At 41.6% G+C, this 26,030-nt stretch carries 27 protein-coding genes, 1 tRNA gene and 1 pseudogene; 16 read left to right on the forward strand and 13 right to left on the reverse strand.

Annotated features, from left to right (window positions below; translation table 11 throughout):
* Positions 1–51: 51 nt before the first annotated feature.
* A complete protein-coding gene (locus AC1DXF_RS02755) occupies positions 52–786 on the forward strand; it encodes a WecB/TagA/CpsF family glycosyltransferase (RefSeq protein ID WP_477445877.1) in 735 nt (244 codons plus the stop codon).
* Between the two features lie 152 nt (positions 787–938).
* Here AC1DXF_RS02755 and AC1DXF_RS02760 read toward each other — a convergent pair whose 3' ends face one another.
* Positions 939–1,145 (reverse strand): hypothetical protein, encoded by a 207-nt coding sequence (locus tag AC1DXF_RS02760; RefSeq protein ID WP_477445879.1) that lies wholly within the window; start codon positions 1,143–1,145, stop codon positions 939–941.
* A gap of 205 nt (positions 1,146–1,350) precedes the next feature.
* On the opposite strand from AC1DXF_RS02760, the gene AC1DXF_RS02765 reads away from it, so the two are divergent.
* Positions 1,351–1,689 (forward strand): hypothetical protein, encoded by a 339-nt coding sequence (locus tag AC1DXF_RS02765; protein WP_477445881.1) that lies wholly within the window; start codon positions 1,351–1,353, stop codon positions 1,687–1,689.
* A gap of 208 nt (positions 1,690–1,897) precedes the next feature.
* On the opposite strand, the gene AC1DXF_RS02770 is transcribed toward AC1DXF_RS02765, so the two are convergent.
* From AC1DXF_RS02770 to dusB, 4 genes are all read right to left on the reverse strand, one after another.
* On the reverse strand, positions 1,898–2,521 hold the full coding sequence (locus AC1DXF_RS02770) for a hypothetical protein (protein ID WP_477445883.1): 624 nt from the start codon (positions 2,519–2,521) through the stop codon (positions 1,898–1,900).
* 74 nt (positions 2,522–2,595) lie between these two features.
* The gene (locus AC1DXF_RS02775) at positions 2,596–2,973 is read right to left on the reverse strand and encodes a hypothetical protein (RefSeq protein ID WP_477445885.1); all 378 of its coding nucleotides are present in this window, start codon (positions 2,971–2,973) and stop codon (positions 2,596–2,598) included.
* Positions 2,974–3,167: 194 nt separating this feature from the next.
* A complete protein-coding gene (apaG, locus tag AC1DXF_RS02780; RefSeq protein WP_090651379.1) occupies positions 3,168–3,554 on the reverse strand; it encodes a Co2+/Mg2+ efflux protein ApaG in 387 nt (128 codons plus the stop codon).
* 46 nt (positions 3,555–3,600) lie between these two features.
* Positions 3,601–4,593 (reverse strand): tRNA dihydrouridine synthase DusB, encoded by a 993-nt coding sequence (gene dusB / locus AC1DXF_RS02785; protein ID WP_477445887.1) that lies wholly within the window; start codon positions 4,591–4,593, stop codon positions 3,601–3,603.
* Positions 4,594–4,633: 40 nt separating this feature from the next.
* On the opposite strand from dusB, the gene AC1DXF_RS02790 reads away from it, so the two are divergent.
* From AC1DXF_RS02790 to AC1DXF_RS02805, 4 genes and pseudogenes are all read left to right on the forward strand, one after another.
* Positions 4,634–5,581 carry a lysostaphin resistance A-like protein gene (locus AC1DXF_RS02790; protein ID WP_477445889.1) on the forward strand — a complete coding sequence of 316 codons (948 nt, stop codon included), beginning with the start codon at positions 4,634–4,636 and terminating at the stop codon, positions 5,579–5,581.
* Positions 5,581–5,793, forward strand: a complete 213-nt coding sequence (locus tag AC1DXF_RS02795) for a putative signal transducing protein (RefSeq protein WP_477445891.1) — start codon at positions 5,581–5,583, stop codon at positions 5,791–5,793. The genes AC1DXF_RS02790 and AC1DXF_RS02795 overlap by 1 nt, the downstream gene beginning before the upstream one ends.
* Positions 5,790–6,596 carry a phosphatidate cytidylyltransferase gene (locus AC1DXF_RS02800; RefSeq protein ID WP_477445893.1) on the forward strand — a complete coding sequence of 269 codons (807 nt, stop codon included), beginning with the start codon at positions 5,790–5,792 and terminating at the stop codon, positions 6,594–6,596. Before AC1DXF_RS02795 ends, AC1DXF_RS02800 begins: the two co-directional genes overlap by 4 nt.
* 26 nt (positions 6,597–6,622) lie before the next feature.
* Positions 6,623–7,276 (forward strand): annotated as a pseudogene (locus tag AC1DXF_RS02805) (phosphatidylserine decarboxylase family protein); the annotation flags it as partial.
* A 1,057-nt stretch (positions 7,277–8,333) separates the two neighbouring features.
* On the opposite strand, the gene AC1DXF_RS02810 reads toward AC1DXF_RS02805, so the two are convergent.
* Positions 8,334–9,428 (reverse strand): SGNH/GDSL hydrolase family protein, encoded by a 1,095-nt coding sequence (locus tag AC1DXF_RS02810; RefSeq protein WP_477445895.1) that lies wholly within the window; start codon positions 9,426–9,428, stop codon positions 8,334–8,336.
* Positions 9,429–9,891: 463 nt separating this feature from the next.
* A complete protein-coding gene (gene nadB / locus AC1DXF_RS02815) occupies positions 9,892–11,484 on the reverse strand; it encodes an L-aspartate oxidase (RefSeq protein WP_477445897.1) in 1,593 nt (530 codons plus the stop codon).
* A gap of 407 nt (positions 11,485–11,891) precedes the next feature.
* Between nadB and nadA the strand changes: the two genes are divergently transcribed.
* The 4 genes from nadA to AC1DXF_RS02835 all read left to right on the forward strand — a co-directional run bounded on the left by nadA (position 11,892) and on the right by AC1DXF_RS02835 (position 14,551).
* The gene (gene nadA, locus AC1DXF_RS02820) at positions 11,892–12,884 is read left to right on the forward strand and encodes a quinolinate synthase NadA (RefSeq protein ID WP_477445899.1); all 993 of its coding nucleotides are present in this window, start codon (positions 11,892–11,894) and stop codon (positions 12,882–12,884) included.
* 165 nt (positions 12,885–13,049) lie between these two features.
* The gene (locus AC1DXF_RS02825; RefSeq protein ID WP_477445901.1) at positions 13,050–13,526 is read left to right on the forward strand and encodes a hypothetical protein; all 477 of its coding nucleotides are present in this window, start codon (positions 13,050–13,052) and stop codon (positions 13,524–13,526) included.
* On the forward strand, positions 13,498–13,875 hold the full coding sequence (locus tag AC1DXF_RS02830; RefSeq protein ID WP_477445903.1) for a hypothetical protein: 378 nt from the start codon (positions 13,498–13,500) through the stop codon (positions 13,873–13,875). Before AC1DXF_RS02825 ends, AC1DXF_RS02830 begins: the two co-directional genes overlap by 29 nt.
* A 178-nt stretch (positions 13,876–14,053) precedes the next feature.
* Entirely contained in the window at positions 14,054–14,551 is a 498-nt protein-coding gene (locus AC1DXF_RS02835) for a hypothetical protein (RefSeq protein ID WP_477445905.1), read from the forward strand.
* Between the two features lie 5 nt (positions 14,552–14,556).
* On the opposite strand, the gene AC1DXF_RS02840 is transcribed toward AC1DXF_RS02835, so the two are convergent.
* Positions 14,557–14,629: transfer RNA gene (locus AC1DXF_RS02840), tRNA-Gly, on the reverse strand.
* A gap of 137 nt (positions 14,630–14,766) precedes the next feature.
* Here AC1DXF_RS02840 and AC1DXF_RS02845 point away from each other — a divergent pair.
* Complete coding sequence (locus tag AC1DXF_RS02845) at positions 14,767–15,144, forward strand: four helix bundle protein (RefSeq protein ID WP_477385357.1); 378 nt, start codon at positions 14,767–14,769, stop codon at positions 15,142–15,144.
* Positions 15,145–15,238: 94 nt separating this feature from the next.
* Positions 15,239–15,748 (forward strand): gamma carbonic anhydrase family protein, encoded by a 510-nt coding sequence (locus tag AC1DXF_RS02850; RefSeq protein ID WP_477445907.1) that lies wholly within the window; start codon positions 15,239–15,241, stop codon positions 15,746–15,748.
* Here the strand turns inward: AC1DXF_RS02850 and AC1DXF_RS02855 are convergent.
* The 5 genes from AC1DXF_RS02855 to AC1DXF_RS02875 all read right to left on the reverse strand — a co-directional run bounded on the left by AC1DXF_RS02855 (position 15,738) and on the right by AC1DXF_RS02875 (position 22,554).
* Positions 15,738–17,384: an Ig-like domain-containing domain gene (locus AC1DXF_RS02855; protein WP_477445909.1), complete on the reverse strand. Its 1,647-nt coding sequence runs from the start codon at positions 17,382–17,384 to the stop codon at positions 15,738–15,740. The genes AC1DXF_RS02850 and AC1DXF_RS02855 overlap by 11 nt on opposite strands.
* Before the next feature lie 115 nt (positions 17,385–17,499).
* Entirely contained in the window at positions 17,500–19,362 is a 1,863-nt protein-coding gene (mnmG, locus tag AC1DXF_RS02860; RefSeq protein ID WP_477445912.1) for a tRNA uridine-5-carboxymethylaminomethyl(34) synthesis enzyme MnmG, read from the reverse strand.
* Between the two features lie 423 nt (positions 19,363–19,785).
* The gene (locus AC1DXF_RS02865; RefSeq protein WP_477445914.1) at positions 19,786–20,031 is read right to left on the reverse strand and encodes a CBU_0592 family membrane protein; all 246 of its coding nucleotides are present in this window, start codon (positions 20,029–20,031) and stop codon (positions 19,786–19,788) included.
* A gap of 1 nt (position 20,032) precedes the next feature.
* Positions 20,033–21,901: an ABC-F family ATP-binding cassette domain-containing protein gene (locus AC1DXF_RS02870; protein ID WP_477445916.1), complete on the reverse strand. Its 1,869-nt coding sequence runs from the start codon at positions 21,899–21,901 to the stop codon at positions 20,033–20,035.
* Complete coding sequence (locus tag AC1DXF_RS02875) at positions 21,898–22,554, reverse strand: NAD(P)H-binding protein (protein ID WP_477445918.1); 657 nt, start codon at positions 22,552–22,554, stop codon at positions 21,898–21,900. The genes AC1DXF_RS02870 and AC1DXF_RS02875 overlap by 4 nt, the downstream gene beginning before the upstream one ends.
* Before the next feature lie 319 nt (positions 22,555–22,873).
* Between AC1DXF_RS02875 and AC1DXF_RS02880 the strand changes: the two genes are divergently transcribed.
* The 4 genes from AC1DXF_RS02880 to AC1DXF_RS02895 all read left to right on the forward strand — a co-directional run bounded on the left by AC1DXF_RS02880 (position 22,874) and on the right by AC1DXF_RS02895 (position 26,029).
* Positions 22,874–23,584: a pirin family protein gene (locus tag AC1DXF_RS02880; RefSeq protein ID WP_477445920.1), complete on the forward strand. Its 711-nt coding sequence runs from the start codon at positions 22,874–22,876 to the stop codon at positions 23,582–23,584.
* Positions 23,585–23,675: 91 nt separating this feature from the next.
* Positions 23,676–24,452 (forward strand): MlaE family ABC transporter permease, encoded by a 777-nt coding sequence (locus AC1DXF_RS02885; RefSeq protein ID WP_477445923.1) that lies wholly within the window; start codon positions 23,676–23,678, stop codon positions 24,450–24,452.
* Positions 24,453–25,244, forward strand: a complete 792-nt coding sequence (locus AC1DXF_RS02890; protein WP_477445925.1) for an ABC transporter ATP-binding protein — start codon at positions 24,453–24,455, stop codon at positions 25,242–25,244.
* A complete protein-coding gene (locus AC1DXF_RS02895; protein WP_477445927.1) occupies positions 25,241–26,029 on the forward strand; it encodes an MlaD family protein in 789 nt (262 codons plus the stop codon). Before AC1DXF_RS02890 ends, AC1DXF_RS02895 begins: the two co-directional genes overlap by 4 nt.
* The last annotated feature ends 1 nt before the right edge of the window (position 26,030 follow it).

Below are 26,030 nucleotides of genomic sequence, written 5' to 3' on the forward strand. Positions count from 1 at the left end.
TTCGTGGCTTTGTTTTTGTCATTATGATTAAACGAACCTTATTAAAATTAAATGGACTTATATAATATATTCACCTCCAAAATTCCAACGTCAATGGAGGATTTCGACCCGAGGCAAAAAAAACTTATCACCTTTTTAAATCCCCATTCCTATAAATTAGCTTTTAATGCCGCGGAACTATTTGAAAAATTTGATTGGATTGCCCCCGACGGAATATTAATAGTGCTTATTTTAAATTTATTTAAAGCAACCTCATTTAAAATAAAGCGCTTTTCGTGCGATATGACATCTGTGGCTCCTTTTGTTTTTGATATCGCTGTTAAAAATCAATTGAGCGTCTATTTTTTAGGCTCAGACGACGAAAATATCGCCAATAGCACCCAAATATTTAAAAAAGCGTATCCTGAATTGCAAATAGCAGGCTATAGGAACGGGTATTTTGATACCTACAGCGACAGGTATGCCGCTATTGATACCATTGTCGCCATGAACCCTGAAATTGTTTTTATTGGTATGGGTGTTATTTTACAGGAAACGATGGCCTTAAATTTAAGGTCGGGGGGTTATAAAGGAGCAATTTATACCTGTGGCGGCTTTTTACATCAAAGTAAAAAAGAGATCAATTTTTATCCTAATTTTATAAACAAACTCAACTTAAGATTTTTCTATCGCAGTTACAAAGAACAGGGCTTTCTTAAACGATCACTTAAAAGTTACCCTGCATTTTGTTACCTGATGGTACGCCAGCTAATTGAACAAACAATAAATCTAAAGTTTAAAGCTTAAATGCCGTCGGTTTCTTTATGCGGCATATTATTCTCACATAGTGGCGTATTATTCTCTTATTGGGTAAATATTGGTGGTTTTTCTCCCCGTTCTTAAATATAGACTTTTATTTTAAAACAAAAGTTCTCCACAAAATCAATTATAAATCACCATCAATTATAAATCACCGCTGGCAGCGGCTGGATATTTTGTTCCGAAGCCTGCCCGGACACAGGAACATGTGACAGGGTAATAGGAGATGTACCCGATTGCTTTCTTTTCCATGTAATTTTAATCCCATGCTTCCAATATTTTTCAAATGTAACAATACTTAACACGTTAATAGCCGAAAGTAACAGGCCGAAATTCCTATTGTTCATGGTTCGAATTAAAGTAATACCACGCTGTATACGTTAGTACTCGTTGAATGGTTACCGAATTAGGAACTGCTGATAAACGCGGTGTTTTATCAGCAGTTATTGTTTTATAGAAGCCAGTTGAAATGCTTTTCCCGATAAAATCTATTGCAAGTATCAAATCAATACTTTAACTTTGAAACACAAAGTTCTTTTTCGTATCAAAAAAATGACAACAACAAATAATTTACTAACAAGACCCCTGTTTACAGCTGCTTTGGTTAAGCGTATGGTAATAGGGGCTGGCATTGCGCTGGCCATTATCGGCTTTTTTGTGATCAGCGCAGGAAAAGGCAACCCGGCCTGGGGCGATTACTGGCGGGTGAAACCATTATTACTCACCCCATTCATTGGGGCCATAGTCGGCCTATGCTATGATATCACCGAGCCTTTGCGCCGGTTGAACGGATGGGCGGGCCGCATATTTGTGGTTTTAAGCATACTGTGCTATGTAATAGGCCTGTGGATGGGTACAGTACTGGGACTGGCCGAAACGATGTGGAATTAACCTTTCGGGCTAATCTATCTTCAAAAGATCAATCTTTTGGGAGTTTGCACCTTATTTTTGGCTTACCCACAAAAAAGCCCAGACAATCACTCATCCAGGCTTTATATTTTTATCTTAATTCTTGATTCTAATCTCTTGGCTCTTTAAGTCATCAAGCTTGTTCGGTATCCTGCCATTGTTCCGGCCGAATTAAACGCAATTACGCCAATCAATTCTCCCTATACTCATTTTTCACCCTGTTCAAATAATTCAAAATTGGTTGCCTGTTCGCTTTGGTCGACAATGCCTTTTTTAACACTTTGTAGTAGGTGTTCATAAATAGCATATCGTTATCGCCAAGCGCATATGACAGCACCTGCTCCCGGCTTATCTTCGATTGCGGGTACTGACCTTTCAGCGTTTTTGATTTCTCGTCCCAAAGATATTGCACCGTGGTAGAATCGTCGATAATGTGCGGTGCATTTTCAAGGGCAGAACTATCCGGAAAATCCAGATAATAAACCATTTTAATAGTTAAGGGATTGGTTTTTTGAACAAACGACTCCAGCCACTTCATACGCCCACCTGCTAAATCGCCCTGTGAATTGCCGTTTTGCAGTTCGTTGAGAACAGGAATGAGTTTATAACCATCGTATTTATAAAAGAAATAGTTTAGCCACCAGGCTCCTGTGCCGCTGCCAAAATCATATTCTCTGTAAACAATGGCGTGGCCATCCGATGCTTTATAATAATGAATATCTTCATTGCTTGAATAACCATCCTGTTTAGCAATGATCCGGTTCCCTTTTAAAAAATATAGTTCTGAACCATGACAGTGCTTCTGATCACCCACCCTTAGGGCGAATTCGTCAAACTTAGTTGTGTCTTTATCAAATGGGATATACTCTAAATAAACCGATCCTTTTTTTACCGAATCGAGCAGCCCTTTAGCTGTACACGTACTATCAACTCGCCAAAAATCCTTCGTGCTAAGCGAGCCTCAATTGCACCCGAAAGCGCTGCTTTCTTTAGCAATTCAAAATCTGCCGGTGGTATTTGGCGATTCACGGCTGAGGTGAGGTGACTAAAAACCGAATCGGCATAAAAAGCAACACTATCAGCCAAGGGCTGCGTAGGGTATCGGCTAACACTATCCAAAAAGGATTCGAGTTGCTTATCGGTGTATTGAATCTGATCTTCATGGTATACTACCTTCGGCACCTTAAAAGCAACCAGATTTGAGTTTTGCCCGTTTTGGCAGCTTATAAACAGTAAAAAAGGTAATAGCAACAAGAGATTTTTCATTTAAGGTACCAGGTTTCTTGTAATACGTTGCTATATGTTTTTTGTTGTTTGGATGGCTAAATATTTATATCGCCTCGTGTATTTTCACCTTACCAATCGCTTCGAGGCAATCGGTATCCACAAAAAAGCCCGGATAATCACTTATCCAGGCTTTATATTTTTGTCTTAATTCTTGATTCTAATCCCTTGACTCTTTAATTCATCCTATACGGCGCTATCAAATAAAATTCCGGGATTTGTACATTAAAGCTGGCGTTATCCATCAGGCGGGTCATCTGGTATTCGCCTTTCATGCTGCCCATATCGGTTTTAAGGTTGCAGCCCGAAACGTACTCATGGGCATGGCCCGGCTCTATCACCGGCTGCTGGCCTACCACACCTTCGCCTTCCACTTCGCGTTTGGCGCCGTTGGAGTCAAAAATATACCAGTGGCGGCTAATTAGCTGGATAGCATAATTGCTCATATTCTCGATGCTTACCTTGTAGGCAAACATAAAATGATCATTAGCCGGGTTAGAATACTCGGGCTGATATATGGTTTCTATGGAAACCTTAACACCTTCTGTAATAGTGGTAACCATGAGGATTTGTCTCGTTATGTTCAAATATAATGAAAGCGAACAAATATTAAGCCATTTCTACGGCATATTTTTCGTCAATCTCGGCCAGTATCTGGTTAACCTCCTCTAAGTTACCTGCCGTTACCAACCTCATGCGGAATTCTTTAAAGTGATCGATACCCTTAAAATAGTTTGAATAATGCCTGCGCATTTCAAAAATACCCGTTTTGGGGCCTTTCCACTCTATAGATTTTTGCAGATGGGTTGAGCAGGCTGCAATGCGTTCGGTAATGGTTGGTTTATCTAAATGCTGGCCGGTATTAAAAAAATGTTTTATTTCCCTAAAAATCCAGGGGTAACCAATGGCCGCGCGGCCAATCATCATGCCATCAACGCCAAACTCCATCTTCCAGTTGGCCGCTTTTTCGGGCGAATCGATGTCGCCATTACCGAAAATGGGGATTTTTATCCGCGGGTTTTTTTTAATATCCCTTATCAGCGACCAATCGGCAACTCCCTTATACATCTGCGCCCGCGTACGGCCGTGAATGGTGAGGGCCTTTATGCCCACATCCTGTAGCCGTTCGGCCACTTCATATACGTTTTTGGTGTTATCGTCCCAGCCTAAACGGGTTTTTACGGTTACAGGCAGATGGGTAGCTTCAACAACCGCTTTGGTCATGGCCACCATTTTATCAATATCCTGTAACAAGCTGGCGCCGGCACCACGACAGGCTACCTGTTTTACAGGGCAGCCGTAGTTAATATCCATCAAATCGGGCCCGGCAAGGGAGGCTATTTCGGTAGCCTCGCGCATGTGGTCGATATCGCTGCCGAAAATCTGGATGCCAATAGGCCTTTCGTACTCAAAAATATCAAGTTTCTGTCGGCTTTTTGCCGCGTCGCGGATCAGTCCTTCGCTCGAGATAAACTCGGTGTACATCATATCCGCGCCGTTTTGCTTGCACACGTAACGGAAGGGAGGATCGCTCACATCTTCCATCGGCGCCAGCAACAGCGGGAACTCTCCTAAATCAATATTTCCTATTTGTACAGACATGCTTATCTTTAGCGCTGCAAAAATACGAAAATTACCCTAAATGATACAAGAACCTATAAAACAGTACACTCCGCAAACAAATACCATTAATCCCTTCCTTCAGTTTTTAACCATTACCGGGGTAACGGTTGGCTTAGTGATCGTTTTTTCGGCGATAGCCGCGGGCGTTATCATGGCTGTTTTTGGGATGAAAACCCTTACTGATACATTTGCATTTAATACCAGCAACCCCAATCTTGGTTCGGCGCTGTGGATATTGCAGATAGTAAGCACAACTATCCCCTTATTTCTGGCCCCGGTTATTTTCGCCCGCTTGATCATGAACGATACCCGCGATTACCTGAAGCCCTATTTCAATTTCAACCCGGTTTTTTTACTGCTGATATTTACCATTATGCTTTTTTCGAACCCCATAATGGAGGCTTTAACCAATATTAATCAAAAGCTGGTTTTACCCGCTTCGTTAAAAGGACTGGAAGAGTGGATGCGCGCTGCTGAGCAATCGGCACAAAAGGCTACCGAGGCTATGCTCAGTATGAAAAATATCTGGAGCATGCTGTGGGCTGTATTTGTGGTTGGCCTGCTTACCGCCATTGCCGAAGAATTTTTGTTCCGTGGTGTTATCCAAACCATTTTTATACGCCTTACCAAAAACAAACATGCCGCCATCTGGATAACTGCCATCCTGTTCAGCGCTTTCCACATGGAGTTTTTTACGTTTTTGCCAAGGGTGTTTTTAGGGGCTATATTCGGCTATTTTGTGGCCTACAGCGGCAGTATCTGGACGGGTGTTTGGGGGCATTTTTTAAATAACGGCTCGGCTGTAGTTATTACTTACCTGTATAACCATAAAATAGTTAAGCTTAACCCCGATGATCAGCATGTATTTAATTTATGGGCCTATGCGTTTAGCTTAATAATTGTTTTATTTTTGCTTTTTATATATAGAAATATATCCATGCAAAAAAAACCGGTGCTAAGTAGTTGATGGAAAAAAACTGGGTCAAAATTTTTAGTTCATCCAATTTTTATCAATCAGAGATTGTTAAGCAAGTACTTATCCGCCACCATATCGATACCGTTTTATTAAACAAACAAGATTCATCGCACCGGGCCTTCGGCGATATTGAAGTTTACATTCACCAGGAGGATTTTAGCAAGGCCATCGAGATCATGATCCTCAATCAACTTAATTTATGAAAGTACGCGCCATCACCGGCTTCTTTTTTATTATCGTGATGATTGCCTCAAACCTGTTGGGGCCATACGTTTTCAGCGGGTTTTACCTGTTATTATCCGGCTTTTGCCTGTTTGAATTTTACAAACTGGTAAGGGAAGGCGGCATGACAGCCAGTCGCGAAACCGGCATTATCAACGGCGCCTTGTTTTTTTTGGTGATTGCTGCCAATTTTTATTTCCCGGCCGGGCGCTTTATTTTCTTGTTACCGGTTACGTTCAGCGCCATTTTTATACAGGAGTTATATAAAAAAACAACCGCCCCGTTCACTAATATCGCCTTTACTTTCCTGGGAATAATATTTGCCGTAGTCCCGTTCATGTTTTTTCATGCCATGGCATTTATGGGCGCCGGCGCTGTTTTTAACTTCCATATCCCGCTGGCCTTCCTCATTATTTTGTGGAGTAACGATACCGGCGCTTACCTGGTAGGCAGCAAAATGGGCAAAACCAAGCTGTTCGAACGCCATTCGCCAAAAAAAACTTACGAGGGCTTAATTGGCGGCATCATCATCAGCGCCGTTGCCGCTTTAATACTGGCCCACTTTTATACCGAACTTACCTGGAAACAATGGGTTACCATAGCTATCCTTATCTCCTGCTTTGGCACCCTGGGCGATTTGGTTGAATCGATGTTTAAACGCAGCATCAACGTAAAGGATAGCGGCGGCATTTTACCCGGTCACGGAGGCTTGCTGGATAGGTTCGACGGACTATTAATGGCCGCGCCTATTGTTTATGCATACCTATACTTCATTTCAAATTAGTAGTTTTGTAATAAATCATCTATAATATGACTTTTCATAAAGAAGGATACACCTCATTAGCCATAACGGTACTTTTTATTTTGGTGCTGAACGCGGTTGTACAATTTTACTTTCCACAGGCGCATACGCTTAAATGGTTTATCTACATTTTATCGGGATTCTTTTTCCTGGTGATCGTGCAGTTTTTCCGTAGCCCGTTTTTTGACATCAGCACCGATGAAACTACAGTACTTTGCCCTGCCGATGGAAAAGTAGTGGTGATTGAAGAAACCGAGGAAACAGAATTTTTAAAAGACAAACGCATCCAGCTATCGGTATTTATGTCGCCGGTTAATGTGCACGTAAACCGTAACCCAATTGCGGGTGTGGTAAGCTACTTTAAATACCACAAAGGCAAATACCTGGTGGCCTGGCACCCAAAATCATCTACCGAAAACGAGCGTACCTCCATTTGTGTACAAAATAGCGAGGGTGTATCCGTTTTGTTCAGGCAGATAGCAGGGGCTTTGGCCCGCCGCATTGTTTGGTATGTAAAAGAAGGCGATATTGTTGAGCAAGGCCAGCAGTTTGGTTTTATCAAGTTTGGCTCAAGGGTTGATGTTTTCCTGCCTTTAGGATCAAATATTTTGGTAAATATTGGCGACGTGGTAAAAGGCGGCCGCACCATCCTGGCGGAGCTGCCAACCGGTTTAGCAGCGGTGGCCGAAGAAGAACATGCAAAAATAAACAGGCCCGAAAGTTTTGACGATGAACCTGCCGAAATAACCAACGAAGGCCATCAGCAGGAATTGCCTTTAGTTATTGATCATCCCGAAGTTGAAAAAACCCAGAAACCGGCTAAGAAAGCTGCACCGGCAAAAAAAGCACCAGCCAAGCCGAAAGGCGAGGCGTAGTTACCTGGGTTAAAAATATAAAAAAGGGGATGTTACCAATATGACATCCCCTTTTTTTGTGACTTTCTACGAGACTTTTTAATTATTTTATACGCTATATTTTGATATTCAAATGGGGGTAGCCCCGAAGGGGCAAAGAGATTTCTTTCTGATTTTTTCTACAAACGGGTAGCCTCTACGAGGCAGGATATCAATTTTAAAATCAAATAATTTGTTTCTCGTATAGTATCTATTTGTAAAACAAAAAATCAGTTTTTTGGCTCCATGATACTCTTATATGGGTTGTTCGATTTCAATTAGCTTCTACATAACTCTTGCTAAGGGCCATCGGCCCGACACATATTGTAGCCGCGGGTTTCAACCCGTGCATGATTGACCAAAGCACAACAAGAGTGCCGGCACGGCGCATCTTTTGATGTAAATCCAATTATTTTCAATTTATTCAAATGATATACCCATTGCTCATATGGGTCGAACCTCTCTCAATCGTTTTCTCCATTTTTTTCCACGGGTTAAAACCCCTGGCTACAAGATTGGCCGAGGCTACGCCTCTAAGTCGTGTTCAACAAACCGCCGATGTGTCAACAAAATATATCTTTAGAAACTGGTAAGTCACCCACACAAATCGCCATAGAGTCCTTTTTTTCGCCGTAGACATGTCACCATTTTTATATCATCAATCTGCTGTATGATAGATCTGCCTATTTGTAACATACACAAACTGCAGGTTTCCGACACATAACGTCACAAAGCGGTTAGTCTGCCTCGTAGAGGCTACCTGTTTGTAGCACCAAAACCAAACGACTTATTTGCTCCGTAGGTGCAACCCTTTTTAAAGCGCTTTTTACTCCACTTTCAACAAACCTTCAAAAAATGGTTTAAGCTCCTCGGCCAATATTTGATGATCGGCCACACTGGGATGGCCCGAACAACCATGTGCGTCCATCGCTTTAAAAAAGAAAGTAGCCACTGGTTTATCATTGGGGTAAAAGGTATCTATTTGCTTTTTGATGCTGATAAGGCAATGCTGTAAAATAGTGTTCGATGTATCGCGTATCATGGGGCTGCTCAGCAAAGCTATCTGCGCTTTGGGATATTTGGATTTTACCAGCTTCACGAATTTTACATAATCGGCCACAAATTGCGTAGTACCAAAAGGGGCTCTGGTGCTGCCGTCGCCTTTACTCATATCATTTGTTCCTAAAGCGATACTCACAATTTTGGGGCTGTACGTATTAAAGTTCCATTTCTGCGGATTGTTAAGCTGGAAATCCGCATTTTCAAATACCTGCGGCATTGAAGGGCCGTTCCTGTTCCAGGTACGGTAAATGCCTATGCCACTTACGCTGGCCAAAACAAAATTGGCTTTTAAAGCACGGCTTACCCTTGGCCCGTAAGCCATATAGGCGTTGTGATGGTCATGATATTCGCCGGTTCCGCACGGTATTTCCGAATCATCGGCCGCAGCGCCACAGGTTATGCTGTTACCTATAAACTCAATTAGCGGAAGTTTGGGTATCGCCAGGCTTTTTATACCCTGAGCAGCTATTTTTGAAATGATTATTGCACCGGTATGTGCTTCTGTTGCTTTATATATCCAAACGCTGTGCTTACCCGGGCCATTGGCTTTTATAATAACCGGTGCGGTTACACCGCCATCAATCCTGATTCTTTTTTGATAAACACCATCCATCTCATATTGCAGGTAATTATGCTGGCCGGCCGCCGCAATTGTGGCATAAACCGCGCATTCCGTTCCCTTAAAGCTAAAGCCAAAATGTGCAGCGGAAGTGATAAGCTCTAATTGATGCTGCTTGTTGATTATGGTACGCCCGATGGGTTTTAATTGCTCCGCAAAAATGGTATCTCTTGATTTTGCGTAGCCATAGCTTTCGCCCAGGGCCAGCACAATAAACACTACTGCTAATCTTATTTTCATAAAAGTTGTATTGAAGAGGCAATATTGGTCATATTTTGATGAAATACAATATTGGTCAATTTATTGGCACAAAAGGCTATAAAAATACCAGGAGGAAAAATCGCCGGGCCAGGAGATGTGATATCTGCCGAAGGCGGGAAAATTTTTTTTGGAATAAGGTACCCATATGTCATTGCGAGTAACCATCAGGATGATCCTGAAAAAAACGGGGATGACGTATTGGCTTTAGCGCCACACAACAACTATGTCATTGCGAGCGCAGCGTGGCAATCGCGAACTGTGCAAGTCCGCCATACAAAGTTCGCGATTGCTTCGTACCTCGCAATGACATAATTAATAATACTAACAATCAGCAACTTAAAAAAACGTCATTATAAGGAAGCAAGCAATCGCGAACTTTGCAAATCCGTTAAGCATGCGAGGAGATTGCCACGCTATCGCTCGCAATGACATATTGGCCCTTCTAAAACACCGTATCCATAACCTCCTCCGCATGTACCGGGTAATCCGTAGTATAATGCAACCCACGGCTTTCTTTGCGCAACATGGCCGATTTTACTACGATGAATGATACCTGGATCAAATTGCGCAGCTCGCACAACTTTACTGAGAGCTTGGTTTTTTTATAAAAATCCTCTGTTTCTTCATATAGCAACTTCAACCTGCGCAAGGCCCTTTCCAGCCTGAAATCCGATCGTACTATTCCCACATAATCGTTCATCAGCTTTTGCATTTCGCGCACGTTGTGGGTTACCAGGATATCTTCGTTTGATAATTTTACACCATGCTCGTCCCAATCGGGAATATTATCGGGGATCACATTTTGTTCAAATTTATTTACCGCATCTTCATAAATACGGTGCGCAAAAACCAGGGCTTCTAATAATGAATTGGACGCCAACCGGTTGGCGCCATGCAAGCCGGTTGATGAGCATTCACCGCAGGCATATAATCTTAAAATAGATGACTGCCCAACATGATCAACCATAATGCCGCCGCACATATAGTGGCAGGCCGGCGCAACAGGTATCATATCCTTGGTCATATCTATCCCAATTTCCAGGCATTTGGCATATATGTTAGGGAAATGGTTTAAAATATCTTTTTTACTGCGGTGGCGGATATCTAGGTATACAAAATCCTCGCCCGATTTTTTTATCTCGGCATCAATGGCCCTTGCAGTTATATCCCTTGGCGCCAATGATTTACGCGGATCATATTCCTGCATAAATTCTTCTCCATTGGTACGCTTTAATACACCACCAAAACCACGCACCGCTTCGGATATCAGGAATGATGGATATTCGCCCGGGTTATACAAAGCAGTAGGGTGAAACTGGATAAACTCCATATTCCGTACTTTACCCTTAGCACGGTAAACCATGGCAATACCATCACCGGTGGCAATTGTAGGGTTTGTGGTGATAGAATAGATATGGCCCGCGCCACCTGATGCCATTACGGTTACTTTCGACAATATTTTTTCTACCACATTACTCTCGGTGTTGAAAGCGTAAATACCATAGCAGGTAATATCGTTACTTGATTTACCCACCAGTTCGCCCAAATGGTGCTGGGTGATCAGGTCGACAGCAAAATAATGTGTTAGTATCTCAATATTCGGGTTTTTGTGGATCTCTTCTAATAACGAGCGTTCAATCTCCAACCCGGTTACATCCTTATAATGGAGTACCCTGAATTCGGAGTGGCCGCCCTCTTTGGCCAGGTCGTAAAAGCCTTCGTTGGTCTTGTCAAAATTGGTTCCGTAATCAATAATTTCGTTAATCCGTTCCGGGCCTTCTTTAACAACGGCTTCCACAACTTCGCGGTCGCAAAGGCCGTCGCCGCTTATTAAGGTGTCTTCAATGTGTTTTTCAAAAGAATCTTCCTTTTTATCAACAACAACGGCAACACCCCCCTGGGCATACTTAGTGTTCGATTCGTCTTCGTTTGATTTTGTAACTATCAGCACCTTACCGTGTTTGGCTGCCTTAAGGGCAAAACTCAATCCGGCGATGCCCGATCCTACGATCAGAAAATCAACATTTCGGGTCATATTTTATGTATATATGTGTAAAAGTACACTTTGTGTTAATAACCGGTATAAAAGATGTTAATTTCGTGTAAACAAATAGCTAACAAATAAACTAAGTGTGGATAACCCATCTTTTGATGACGAAAGTGATAATTTTTTGAGCGACTTTTGCGCAGTTTAAACACTAAAGTTAACATTTTACAGGTTACCTAATTATTAACAAATAACTTTTTAAATTAATATTTGATTGTCATACAAATCACAGGATCAATTCAATAGAAAATAAAAACCTGTGGAAAATTGTTAATAAAAAGTGAAAAACAACTTTTAAAGCATTTTTTTAAATGACTTTTGCACATAACTAACACCATAACAAACAATAGTTTTATTTATATATAAAATTAGTTGTTATTAATTGATTTGTTGAAATGGATATCTTCGAAGAAATAAATGTGACAGGATTTGTGGACGAATACATCGACCCAACCCTTGACTTGTTTGATGAAATTGAAAAACTCAAAAAGGAAAAAAATGCAGTCATTTTGGCCCATTACTACCAGGATCCCGATATTCAGGATATTGCAGATTATATTGGCGATAGCCTTGGCCTATCGCAGCAGGCTGCAAAAACCGATGCCGATATTATCGTTTTTGCCGGGGTACATTTTATGGCCGAGACTGCCAAAATACTTTCGCCTGCAAAGAAGGTTTTACTACCCGACGTAAAGGCAGGATGCTCATTAGCAGATAGTTGCCCGCCACATTTATTTAAAAAGTTTAAGGAAAACTATCCCGATCACCTGGTGATCACCTACGTAAACTGTACTGCCGAACTTAAAGCTTTAAGCGATATTGTTTGTACATCAAGCAACGCGATACAGATTGTGGAGAGCTTGCCTAAGGATCAGAAGATCATCTTCGGCCCCGATAAAAACCTTGGCGCGTACGTAGCCAAAAAAACAGGCCGCGACCTGGTATTGTGGAATGGAGCCTGCATGGTGCATGAAATTTTCAGCCGCGAAAAGATCACCAAACTGAAGGAAAGGCACCCCGGTGCAAAGCTGCTGGCGCACCCCGAATGTGAAGAAGTGATATTGGAAATGGCCGACTATATAGGCTCTACAACGGGTATTTTAAAGTACGCGAGTAATCACCCCGAAAAAGAGTTTATAGTGGCTACAGAGGCCGGAATACTGCACCAGATGCAAAAAGAGAACCCGGATAAGATATTTATCCCGGCGCCACCAAACAACAGCTGTGCCTGCAACGATTGCCCCCACATGAAACGCAACACACTGGAAAAATTGTACCTGTGTTTAAAGAATGGATTACCAGAAATTACCGTACCGCAGCATATTATTGAAAAAGCTGTAAAACCTATTGAAAGGATGCTGGAGATATCGGCGAGGCTGGGATTATAATTTGGGATTACACTGATTTTTTGATGATTTCACCGATTTTTTGGAAAAGCTGCTGTATAGACGTATAATTGCTTCTACAACAGGGTATTATGAATTTGAAAATCCTTTTGGCATGTGACGGTTAACAAGCGGCTTGCTTACTTAACATTTCGGTAAATAATTATAATGGGTACGTTAAAACAAGACATACGAGAATCATCAAGTTGGATCATAAAGGCATTTAAAGCTGATAAATTGATCCTGGATTATTCTATTGAAAGTTTTATTGAGATAGATAAATTCTTTAATAAACACACCATAAATGGAAAAGCAAAACCAGGTGGAAGGTTTGCTAATAATTTGGGAGGAATTTTATTCTCGATAGCTGCTTATATTATTGAAACAATAATAAAGAAAGCTCCTGGTTCCCGGTTAGTAACTGATGATGACGCTGCTGATGGTGAACTAACTGTCTCTATTGAATTGCCTAATGGAGTAATTATATGGCCTATGCAACGTGTAATGAAAAGGTTTCAAAATGGTCAGGAAGATTCAATTTACTTTTATGGTTATGAATTAACTAAAGAGTTTACCAATGAGGCTTTTGATGAGCTATATTGGGATAATAAAAAGGATGAAAAAAAGTGGTGGAAATTTTGGTAATATAACTCGGGTTATGTCAGTGTATTTGGTAGGTATCATGTATCACGATACCGAAAGTTACCGTAGATGGAATAAGGGATTGATGGAGGATTACGAATCATCTACAGGATTTTTTATAACTGCGGAATCCGAGGCTGATGCTTTAGCTTGGGGCGATCAGATTTCGGCTATGCTTTTTAAGAAGATAAATCCGGATGAAAATGCTGATTGGAAATCATTTGGATATGATTCCTGGATAGAAAATATTGAAGGTGGCTATTGGAAGGAGAGTTACGGTTTCTTCCAAAGGGTGAATTATGGAGAATTGCCAAATTTTGACTTGATGGGCGATGACGCTTATGAAAAATGAATACTTAACAGGAATACAGAATAACTTTATTTTAAGAAATATTTCTGCGTTAGGGATCGTCGCGGATACCGGCCAATGTGGCTAAGGCTTGTGTAGTATGAGCAAAGAGCCCGACCGCCGCTTCTATCAGCGGGGGTAACGCCGTGATAGTGAAATTTAGAGGTTAGGGATAAAAAAAATGTTGGAAGTTTTGGGATTGAATTGTGAGAGAAATTTGATTTATAAACATTTGGGGAAGATTATTTTTTCCGCATTTATTACTTGTTTAGGTTTAGGATGTAGTTGGGTTATTACTTATGATAGCGCATTTTATGAACGAATAACTAAAGTAAAAATACCGGCGAGTTTTAAAGCAGTGGAGTCATTTGACAATGCTGACGGTTTGACAATAACTACTTTTAAAGTAGAACATTCTGGTTTGGTAAATTTTATAAAAACTAATCATCTTAAATCCGTGCAAAAGGATGCTTATATTAATATTCTTAAATCACTATTCAGAAGCTCCTATTTAAAAGGCGACAAGCCGTATCTAAATAATAACGACGTTTATTACATGATTGGAGATAATTCAACGTCAGAGGATTATGGAAAAAACAGATGGGTGTTTATAGCTGACGCAAATAAAAACTTATTATGGGTTGAAGTTACCTATCCAGGTTGGGCCGATGGTGATTAATAAAGAGCGGAAAACGGGATTCGAACCCGCGGCCTTCAGTTTGGGAAACTGATGCTCTACCAGCTGAGCTATTTCCGCTTATTTTGTAGTCAAACATAACAATAAAAAATAATTATTGAATTATTGAATTATTGAATTATTGAATTATTGAATTATTGAATTATTGAATTATTGAATTATTGAATTATTGAATTATTGAATTAGCTTAGGTATACATGAATGATGTTAGCAGAATTGAGTTTGCCGAGATGTTCAAAAAACGAACCAAGAAATTTGTCGTCGATAATATTAAGCTTTTCAAGTCTTTACCTAAAACGGAAGAAGCGAAACTAATAGGGAGACAGTTATTACGCTCGTCTTCGTCTGTGGGCGCAAATTATAGGGCTGCTTGCCGGGCACGGTCTCAGGCAGAGTTCCATGCCAAGTTATCCATAGTAGTTGAAGAAGCGGATGAATCTGTATTTTGGATGGAGGTATTAGTCGAAGCTGAAATCATTAAACTTTCCGATATTGCAGTTTTGATAGATGAAGCTAACCAAATTCTGAAAATAGTGTCAGCATCCAGAAAAACGGTTACAATCAATAAGTCTTAATGTAAGTAATTGAAAGCATTTAATTATTTTGATAATTAGCTAAAGAGTGCAGTTCCAATCAATAATTCAATAAATCAGTAATTCAATAATTAAAATGGTCATACTACCTGTTAAAGATAAAAGTCCAATCTGGGGCGAAGATTGTTTCATCGCCGAAAATGCCACCATTGTTGGGGATGTAGTGATGGGCAGTAATTGTTCGGTTTGGTTTAATGCGGTCATTCGTGGCGATGTGCATTATATCAGGATAGGGGATAATACCAATATCCAGGATGGGGCGGTGATACATGCCACGTATTTAAGGGCGCCTACCAATATTGGCAGTAATGTATCTATAGGCCATAATGCCCTGGTGCATGGCTGTACGCTGCATGACCATACGCTGGTTGGTATGGGTGCCATTGTAATGGATCATGCGGTTGTTAACCAGTTTGTGATCATAGCTGCCGGCGCTGTTGTATTGGAAAATACCATTTGCGAATCGGGTTTTTTATATGCCGGTATGCCGGCTAAAAAAATAAAACCTTTAACAGAGCAGCAAATAGAGCTGCTTAAGCAGCTTCCAAAAAACTACATCATGTATTCGGGTTGGTTTATGGAGTAAGGGGCTCCTTGGGCACTACAATAGGCTCTTCGGCCTCCCAATTGGGCCTTAAGGTAATCTCTTTTTCGTTTACCCAGGTATTTTCGGGTTGTTTTTTTAAGTGCACGTTACCACTGTCCCAACGGCCGTTTTTATTTTCGTCGTAAATTACCCTGATGAAGTATTTGCCGGTTAAAATAGTTTTATAAGCAACAGGACCGCTTCGCCTGATGGGGGTTGTTTCCAGCACAGCCTTTTGATCATTCAGTAACTCAACAACGTAAGTTTTTGAAGTATCGGGCAATGTAACTTTCAACGTAAGCGAACTATAGTTTTCGGGCTTATCGGGCTGGAATTTTTTAGTAGCATACTTATTTTTGTCACCATAGATATCTGTAAACGCTCCGGCATTAAAAACAAGCTCATACTTAGAATTTTGCCGCCAGCGGTATTTGAGTATTAAACTTTTAATGTTGCCGGTATCTTTTTGCAAAGTATAATCTGATGAGCCCAGGCCAATAGAATCCTCCTTTAGTGTGATCTGCGCATTGTCAATAACGTCTACAGGCAGGTTGCTGGTAATTTTAAGATCGTTACCCGGCTTTAGCTTATCGTTTGATATATTGTATTTAAAATTGAATACCCTGGTGAAGGTTTCTTTTTTCTGCTTTAGCAGGTAGGTGGTATCAACCGGTTTATTGTTATCATAAACAGCTACCCGGATAGAATCGAAGTTCATGTATTTTACGAATACTGATGCAGTATCTTTGGTCTTACTAAACTCAACGTATTTTTGGTTATTGATATCTGCCGGATAAATTACTTTTAAAGATGGGTTTTGCAAAGCCTTATTAAAAACAAATAGCATTTTGCCGTCAACGTCAAATCGTTTTTCCGAGAACCTGAATTTTTCGGGGAATTGCTTAAACAGGTTTAGTTTGATATTTGATGTATCTGATTTAAGGTTGATGGGTTTCTTCAAAAAAGCGATGAGCTCATTATCGTTGTTAAAAATTTTATCAGGGCTTGCTTCTTTTAACGCGTAGATGCGGTACTGGTCTTCATGTAAATTATTCAAACTAAAATTACCCGATGAATCTGTAGTTGTGAAAATTGATGGCTTCTTTTTACCAAACAGGAGGGAGTCTTGTTTTAGCGGGAAAAGCATTACGGTAACATCTTTTTCATTTTCCCGGGTGAGGGTGTTTGTAACCGTTCCGGAAATGCTCAGCGAATCGATATGTGGGCCGGTTGAAAAAACGTAGGTGAAATTTTTCATCACGTTACTTTCGTTCACATCCTGGATGCCTTTGCCAAAGTTGATAACGTATGTGGTATTTTTAAGTAGCGTGTCTTTAAAAGTAATGCGCAGGCGTTTTTTATTGGCCGAGTACTCCGGCTGTTTTTCCATGGTGGGGCTCATGGTAATTTCGGTGTACTGGTTGGCCAGTTTTATAAACTCGTCAAATTCCAGGTTAATTTCTTTGGCGGTAAAATTGCGGGTCTTGTTGGCCGGTAAAGCCTTCACCAAAACCGGTGGTGTTACATCTCGCGGGCCTCCCTGCGGTTGTTGCTGGGCCGCGCAGCCAAAAATGACCAAAGCGACAAAAATATAGAAGAAAAAATTGTAAAAATTAGCCGGTTTTTGATTTAACATGGTTTTTAGGCGATATAAGCGATTTTTATATTTTTACGAATCCTACTATTAAAAATCTAAAATAATTGATTTAAAAAGACTTTTTGTAAATTATTAATTATCAGTTAGTTATAAACTATCGGGACACGTGAACCATTAAAACCGAAATATCCGACGGCGAGACGCCCGAAATTCGGGATGCCTGGCCTAAAGTGCGTGGTTTTATCTTCATCAATTTTTCGCGGGCTTCTTTTGATAATGAAACTAAAGTGTGATAATCGAAATTTGGATTGATCTCGCGGTCTTCCATTTTTTTCATCCGGTCAACAATTTCCATTTCTTTTATAAAGTAACTCTCATATTTGATTTTTATTTCAGCCTGCTCAATTGTTTCTTTGTCATAGGCCGATAATAATTCTTCCAGTCCGCTGTCGGCTTTTTTAAGATCATTAAAACCCACCTGCGGGCGGCTTAGTAAATTGAAAAGTTTTGCACCCTGGTTAATGGCCGATGTACCCAGTTCGTCCAGTAAACCATTTACTGCAGATGGGTCGATAGATTTGGTACGGGTGTAGGCAACAATATCATCCGAGTTTTTAATCTTCTGGTTTACCTTATCCAAACGCTCGTCGCTTATCAATCCTAAATCATGACCCATAGGAGAGAGACGGATGTCGGCATTATCCTGGCGTAACAGCAAGCGGTGCTCGGCCCTTGAAGTGAACATGCGGTATGGTTCTTCGGTGCCTTTGGTTACCAGGTCATCAATTAACACGCCTATATATGACTCTGATCTTTTCAGGATGAGCTCATGTTTATCGTTGATTTTTTGATGCGCATTGATGCCTGCAATGAAGCCCTGCGATGCTGCTTCCTCGTATCCGGTGGTGCCGTTGATTTGCCCGGCGAAGTAAAGGTTGCTGATCAGCTTGGTTTCTAAAGTAAGCCCTAACTGGATAGGCGGGAAGTAATCATACTCGATGGCATAACCCGGGCGGAACATTTTGGCTTTCTCGAAACCAGGTATCTGGATTAATGCTTTGTACTGTACATCTTCGGGCAGGGAGGTAGAGAAACCATTTACATAAATTTCTACGGTGTTCAATCCTTCCGGCTCAACAAAAATCTGGTGACGGTCGCGCTCTGCAAAACGGTTAATCTTATCTTCAATAGATGGGCAGTATCTTGGGCCTAAGCCTTTGATGCGGCCGGTAAACATTGGCGATTTTTCGAAGCCTTCTTTTAAGGTTTCGTGTACATTGGTGTTGGTATAAGTAATCCAGCAGCAGCGTTGCTGTTGTATCATTTCAACATCGGTGTAGGAGAAACGACCGCGCTCTTCGTCGCCCCATTGCTCTTCCATCAGGGAGTAATTGAGGCTTCGTCCATCAATACGAGGAGGGGTACCAGTCTTCATCCGGCCTGCATCAAAACCTAATTCAATCAGTTGTTCGGTTAGGCCTGTTGCCGATTTTTCTCCGGCACGGCCACCACCAAATTTCTTCTCGCCTATGTGGATGATACCATTTAAAAAGGTACCGTTGGTGAGTACAACTGCGTCTGCTTCTATCTCCACGCCTAATGAAGTACGTACTCCCGCGATGCTATTTCCTTTGATTAAAAGCGACGAAACCGTATCCTGCCAGAAGTCGACATTTGGTGTACGCTCCAGTGCTAAACGCCATTCTTCGGCAAACCGCATACGGTCGCTTTGCGCTCTTGGGCTCCACATAGCAGGGCCTTTCGACTGGTTGAGCATCCTGAATTGGATAGATGTTTTATCAGTGATAATACCAGAGTATCCACCCAATGCATCAATCTCGCGCACTATCTGTCCCTTGGCAACACCGCCCATAGCGGGGTTACAGCTCATCTGTGCAATCACGCCCATATTCATGGTGATGAGTAAAACAGACGATCCCAGGTTGGCTGCTGCTGCCGCTGCTTCACAGCCTGCATGCCCTGCACCAACCACAATAACGTTATATTTCTTAAACATTTTATACCTCCATGTTCCACGTGGAACAATCAAATTTATCACACTAATAGTCACGAATTTTTTCGAATTACACGAATAGAACCCGAACGGTTTATATGCTGCAATTAGCTTTAATCAGTGTTAATTAGTATCTATTTAAACTGCAGTTATTACTGCTTTTGTTAATGTCACTCTAATAATGGTACCCTTTTAATGTTCCACGTGGAACATTAAATCACGAGCATTTATCTGAATATATAGTGACAGGATGACTCTATTTTATATTCATGTTCCACGTGGAACATGAATATCTACGTCAGCCTATCGTTTGTTATACTTGTATTAAAAAGTATCAGTTTATTACATAAAAATGCAACTTTATTGTTTAATAGTATCTTATTTGTATAGCATTTGTGTGTTAAAATATCTATAAATAATCTCCTTTTAAACTGACGTTCCACGTGGAACCCGCAATAAAGAAACCAGCGCCACAGTGCCCCAAACACCCTCTAAAACAACAAAAGAGTAGAAGCTTACCATATACGATGCGTAGCAACAAGTACCGGCACCGATCAAGTTTAATAACATATAAAGCCTGTTTTTAGCCGATAGTTTGCCGGTTAAATTCAGTACAAACGCTATCAAAAGTATAATGACACCTATAGATGCTATGATATCTGATAGTTTCATTTTATACTCCGCTTAATTCTGTCAGTTCCATCCAACGGGCGCTTTTAGCATCCAGTTTTTTATTCAAATCTGCTATCTGCGCTATGGTTTCATTAAGTTTTGCCAGCTCAATACCCACCTTGTTTAGTTCGTCGGTTTTATTTTTTATGCTGTTTTCTATAACGGTAATTTCAGCTTCTATAGTCTCTAGTTCCTTAGCTTCTTTAAAGCTTAATTTACTTTTTTTAGCTACAGGAGCAGCAACAGGGGTAGGGGCTGTATTGCCTTTTTTATTCTGTTGTTTGGCTTCGTCCAACTCAACCCGGTATGATGAATAATTGCCGTTATATATGCGCACCTTGCCTTGTCCTTCCATAATAAATAGCTGGTCGGTTAGTTTATCAAGTAAATACCTATCGTGGGATACCATCATTAATATACCCGAATAGTTGGTTAAAAACTCTTCCAATACATTCAAGGTATCAATATCCAAATCATTGGTAGGCTCATCCAGGATCAGGAAATTAGGGTTCTTCATCAGGATGCTCATCAGCTGCAAACGTTTCTTTTCGCCACCGCTCAGTTTGGATATAAAACCATACTGCTTGGCCGGAGGGAACAGGAATAAAGTGAGCAGTGCGGAAGCGGAAATCATTTTACCATCGGCCATGGTGATAAACTCGGCCACATTTTTTACCACATCTATCACGCGGTCGTCCTCTTTAAATACAATTCCCGACTGGTGAAAGTAGCCGATAACCGTGGTTTCGCCTTTTACAATGGTTCCTTTATCAGGCTGCAAACCCCCGGTGATTAAGTTTAACAGGGTTGATTTACCTGTACCGTTTTTACCGGCTAAGCCAATTCTATCGCCTTTTTTAAATACGTAGCTAAAGTTTTCGATATAAGTATTGCCATTGAAACCTTTATAAAGGTGCTCCATCTCCATGATCTTGTTGCCCTGGCGTGCTGTTTTAACACTCAGTTCAACCTTTTCACGGGCTCCGCCCTGTTTGGTTTTATCCTCCAAATCATAATAAGCATCAATACGGGCTTTTGATTTAGTACCGCGTGCCTGTGGCTGGCGGCGCATCCATTCCAATTCTTTCCTTAAAAGGTTACTGTTTTTCTGGAACGATGCTTCATCTGCCGCATCGCGCTCGGCTTTCTTTTCCAGGTAATAGGCGTAACTGCCGTTGTAGGGCATTATCTTGCCGCGATCAATCTCCAATATCTCGTTACAAACATTATCCAGGAAATACCTGTCGTGTGTAACCATCAGGATGGTTTTTGATCCGTCGGTCAATAACTTTTCCAGCCACTCTATAGTATCAATATCGAGGTGGTTGGTAGGCTCATCCAAAATATAAATGTCAGGGTCTTCAATCAGCAGCTTGGCAAGGGCCAAACGCTTCTTTTGTCCGCCCGATAGCGTGTTGATGTGTTGGTTAAGGTGATGGATATCCAACCGGCCCAAAATGGTTTTTATTTTGTACTCGTATTCCCAGGCGTCAACCTCGCTCATCTCTTCCATGATCTTTTCAAGCGCCTTGGCATTGTCAGGGTCGTTTTCCAGCAATTCTTCGTATTTACGGATCATTTGCTGCTGTACATCATCGGCATGAAAAATATAATCGCTGATGGTAACGGCATCCTTAAACCCGGGATCCTGTTCCAGGTAGCCCATATTAAGGTCGCGCGCCTGTACTACCTTGCCTTCGGTTGGTTTAATATAACCGGCCAGTAGTTTTAATAAAGTTGATTTGCCGGCGCCGTTAACACCAACCAGTGCAACCCTGCGGCCACGGTTAATGCCTATGGTTATATTTTTAAATAACCAGTTGTCATGAAATTGATGGCCAAGGTTCTCGGCAGATAGATAAGTACTCACGATAGTTGTTTTATTTTGTCAGACTCGTATATAAACGTGCCTGTATTGTTTTTTGTTGATTGTTTGTACATGGCCATAGCCACAGTTTCGCCGGCTATGCTCCTGTATTTTTTCCAGCTGCCAAATAACAGGGGATCTATAATTTTATAGAGAGCGATCAGCGCTTTTTCCATTGATCGTTTTTCCTGCCTGTCGCCTGTTAACATAGATGGGCGGTATATATATAACGCAGGTAACCCTAATTGTCGGATATCAGCCTCTGTTTCGCCCTTGGTTTTAGTGTAAAAAAACGGCGAACCAGTATCTGCACCAATGGATGACACCAGGTGATACTGTCCGATACCATTCTTTAAGGCTAATTGCGCCAGGTGAACGGGATAATCATGATCGATATGCCTGTAGATTGTTTTATCCGGCGTTTTGGCATTGGTTGTACCGAGGCAACTGAATAAAGCATGCCCCGTTAACGTATCGGCATAGCTATCCAACTGGTCGAAATTGACCACCAGCTGCGTTATTTTTTTATGATCGAAATCTATTTTTTTCCTCACGAGGATAAAAACTTCGTCGTAAAAGCTTTCACGCAGCAAAATTTGGAGCAATTTACTGCCAATAAGTCCCGTTGAACCTGCAATAATAGCTTTATTTGCCATTGATACTTAATTTTTTGCAAAAATACACATAATTAAATCAGTGTAAATATGAGGTGGTTTGAACGGCGGCGAAGACTCACCCGACGAGGCTGCGCCCGTCACCCTCTCTTCGGCTTTGCCGGAAGGAGAGGATAGAAGGCTGGCTATTGTAATATATGCAGGTTAAATTAATTTTCAAGTCCCTCTTTCCACCGCAGGTGAAGAGAGGGTGCCCCAGCGTAGCGATGGGCGGGGGAGTCTTAGCCGCCTTATTAATCTGCCCAGCAAGTCTCTTGGCACGCCAATTGATGTTTAAACACATAAAAAGGAAAACAAAACAATGAAAACAATATTTTATCCCGAAAATAAACGCGGTAAAAACGATATAGGCTGGTTAAAAGCAAATTTTTCTTTCAGCTTTGGCCCCTACTACAACCCGGAATTGATGAGTTTTGGCTCCCTGCGCGTTTTAAATGACGATACCATAGCCGGAGGCAAAGGTTTTGGCCTGCATCCGCATGATAATATGGAGATTGTGACCATCCCGCTGGAAGGCGGCCTTGAACACCAGGATAATATGGGCAACAAGGGTGTTATTAATGCCGGCGATGTGCAGGTAATGTCGGCCGGGACAGGTGTTTATCACTCAGAGTATAATGCATCGAAAACAGACGTTGCTAAAACCCTGCAAATCTGGCTGTTTCCTAAAGAACGCAATGTAACACCAAGGTACGACCAAAAGAGTTTTAGCAATAAATTTAAGCTAAATGAACTGACAATCCTTGTATCGCCAGATAGAAGCGAGGGTAACCTTTGGTTGCACCAGGATGCTACCTTTGGTATGGGTACTTTCGAGGCTGGTAAACCCTTAAATTATAGCATAAAAACCCCCGGCAATGGCGCTTATGTGTTCCTGTTGGATGGCCGCGCTAAAATAAACGGCACCCAATTAAACAAAAGGGATGCTATAGGTGTTTATGATACCAGTTCACTTACAATTGAAACCGAAGAAGAATCCCGTTACCTGATCATTGATGTACCAATGTCATAAATCCTGCAAGCCGACCGCCAACGGTCAATTTTCCTGAACTGCAAAACATTTTGATAATACGTTGTTGTATGGTCAAATTATATCCTAATATATGGCAGAACAGGCAATTACCGGCTGGCGAAGGTGGATGTTGAACATTGGCGAGCAATGCGTTTTCTTCGGCAGATTTTTTAAAAATATTTTTGCAGGCGGCTTCGAATGGTCGGAGTTTGTGCGGCAGTGTTACGAGATTGGCTACAGGTCGCTGATGTTGGTGGGTATAACCTCCTTCATCATGGGCTTTGTGCTCATACTACAACTCAGGCCCTCGCTTGTTGCCCTTGGCGCGGCAAGCATGCTGCCTAAAACTCTCGCGGTATCTTTTATCCGCGAAATGGGCCCGGTAATTACGGCAATTATCTGCGCCGGCAAAATAGCCTCCAGTATTGGTGCCGAGCTGGGTAGTATGAAGGTTACCGAGCAAATAGATGCCATGGAAGTATCTGGCGCGAACCCCATACAATACCTGGTGGTAACCCGTATTATAGCAACCAGTTTAATGGTGCCATTATTATCGGTAATTGGCGACGTAATAGGCTTAACAGGCGGTTTCCTTGCCCTTAATATTAACGATAAAATAAGCTTCAACCTGTATTTTCAGAAGTGTATAGGCTCGCTTGATTTTTCGGATTTTTTACCCGCTGTTATAAAAACCATCTTCTTTGGCTTCGCGATAGGCTTTGTGGGATGTTATAAGGGCTATCACTCCAATAAAGGGACAGAGAGTGTAGGTATTGCCGCAAATTCTGCTGTTGTAACCGCATCCCTCTGGATCTTCGTTATGGATGCTATTGCTGTACAAATCACCAGTTTATTATATTATAGGTAAATGGCAGCGGAAAAGGAAAATATAGAAAAAGCAGAAAAGCCAACGGCACCTAAGGATGAGGTGGTTATACATGCCAAGGGCCTAAAGAAATCTTTCGGGGACAAGTCGGTATTAAAAAATATCAATTTCGATCTGAAGAGGGGCGAGAATATGGTGGTGCTGGGCAGATCGGGCCAGGGCAAATCGGTTACCATACAGTGCGTTGTCGGCATGTTAAAACCCGATGGAGGAGAATTAATGGTTTTTGATGACGAAGTAGCCGAAATGAGCGACGAAGAACTTAAGCAACTGCGCATTAAAATAGGCTTTCTGTTCCAGAGCGGTGCTTTGTACGATAGTATGACCGTTCGCGAGAACCTCGAATTCCCGCTCACCAGGGTGCTTAAGCTTAAAGACCAGGCAGAGATTGACAAAAAGGTAGAAGAGGTATTAGATAACGTAGGATTGCTTGATGCAATTGATAAGCTGCCGTCTGATCTGTCGGGCGGGATGCGCAAAAGGGTAGGCCTGGCCCGCACATTGATTGTGAACCCCGAGATTATGCTATATGATGAGCCTACTACGGGATTAGACCCAATAACTTCCCGCGAGATAAGTGAGCTGATACTCCATATGCAAAAAAAATATAAAACATCATCCATCATCATTACACATGATTTGCAATGCGCCCGCATTACGGCAGACAGAATTATGATTATGAACGATGGAGAATTTATTGCCGAAGGCAGCTGGGCGGAACTCCAAAAATCAGAAAACGAACTTGTCCGATCATTTTTTAACAAAACAACATGAAAACCACAACATCACAAAAAATAAAAATAGGCCTTTTTACATTTCTTGGCCTGGTAATACTGGCATTGGGAGTTTTTTTTATTGGCAGCCAGAAAAGCCTGTTCAGTTCTACTTTTACCGTTTACGGCACGTTTAAAAATGTAAATGGCTTGCAGGTGGGTAATAATGTGCGTTTTGCGGGCATCAATGTAGGCGTGGTGGATGCTATTAATATTGTAACAGATAGCTCGGTGAGGGTTGATCTTATATTGAATGATAAAGTAAAGAAGTTTGTAAAGACAGACTCAAAACTAAGCATTGGCAGCGATGGCTTAATGGGCGATAAACTGGTTGTTTTGGCCCCCGGCGGCATTACCAGCAACCAGGAGGTACAGGACGGAGGCCGGCTGGCCTCGGTAAACCCGGTTGATGTGGACAGGATAATAACCAAACTAACCAGGGTGGCTGATAATGCCGAAGAGATGACCGGCGATTTAGCAGAAATTGTAGGCAAAATAAACAGCGGTAAAGGCAGCATTGGCCGGTTATTAAATAACGATAACCTATCCAGAAGCCTGGAAAGTACTGTTGCCCAGGCCCGTACAACGATGAAAAATGTACATGCTACTACCGGCACCTTAAATGAGGATTTGAAAGCTGCGCAATCAAACTTTTTGCTCAAGGGTTTCTTTAACAAAAAGAAAAAAGCGGCCAAAGCCAAACAGGACTCCATCAAGAAAGCGCAGGAAAAATTGCAAAAGGCCCAGGATAAAGCCGCAAAAGATAAGGCGGACGATAATAACTAAA

This window comes from Mucilaginibacter sp. P2_A5 (genome assembly GCF_056404995.1).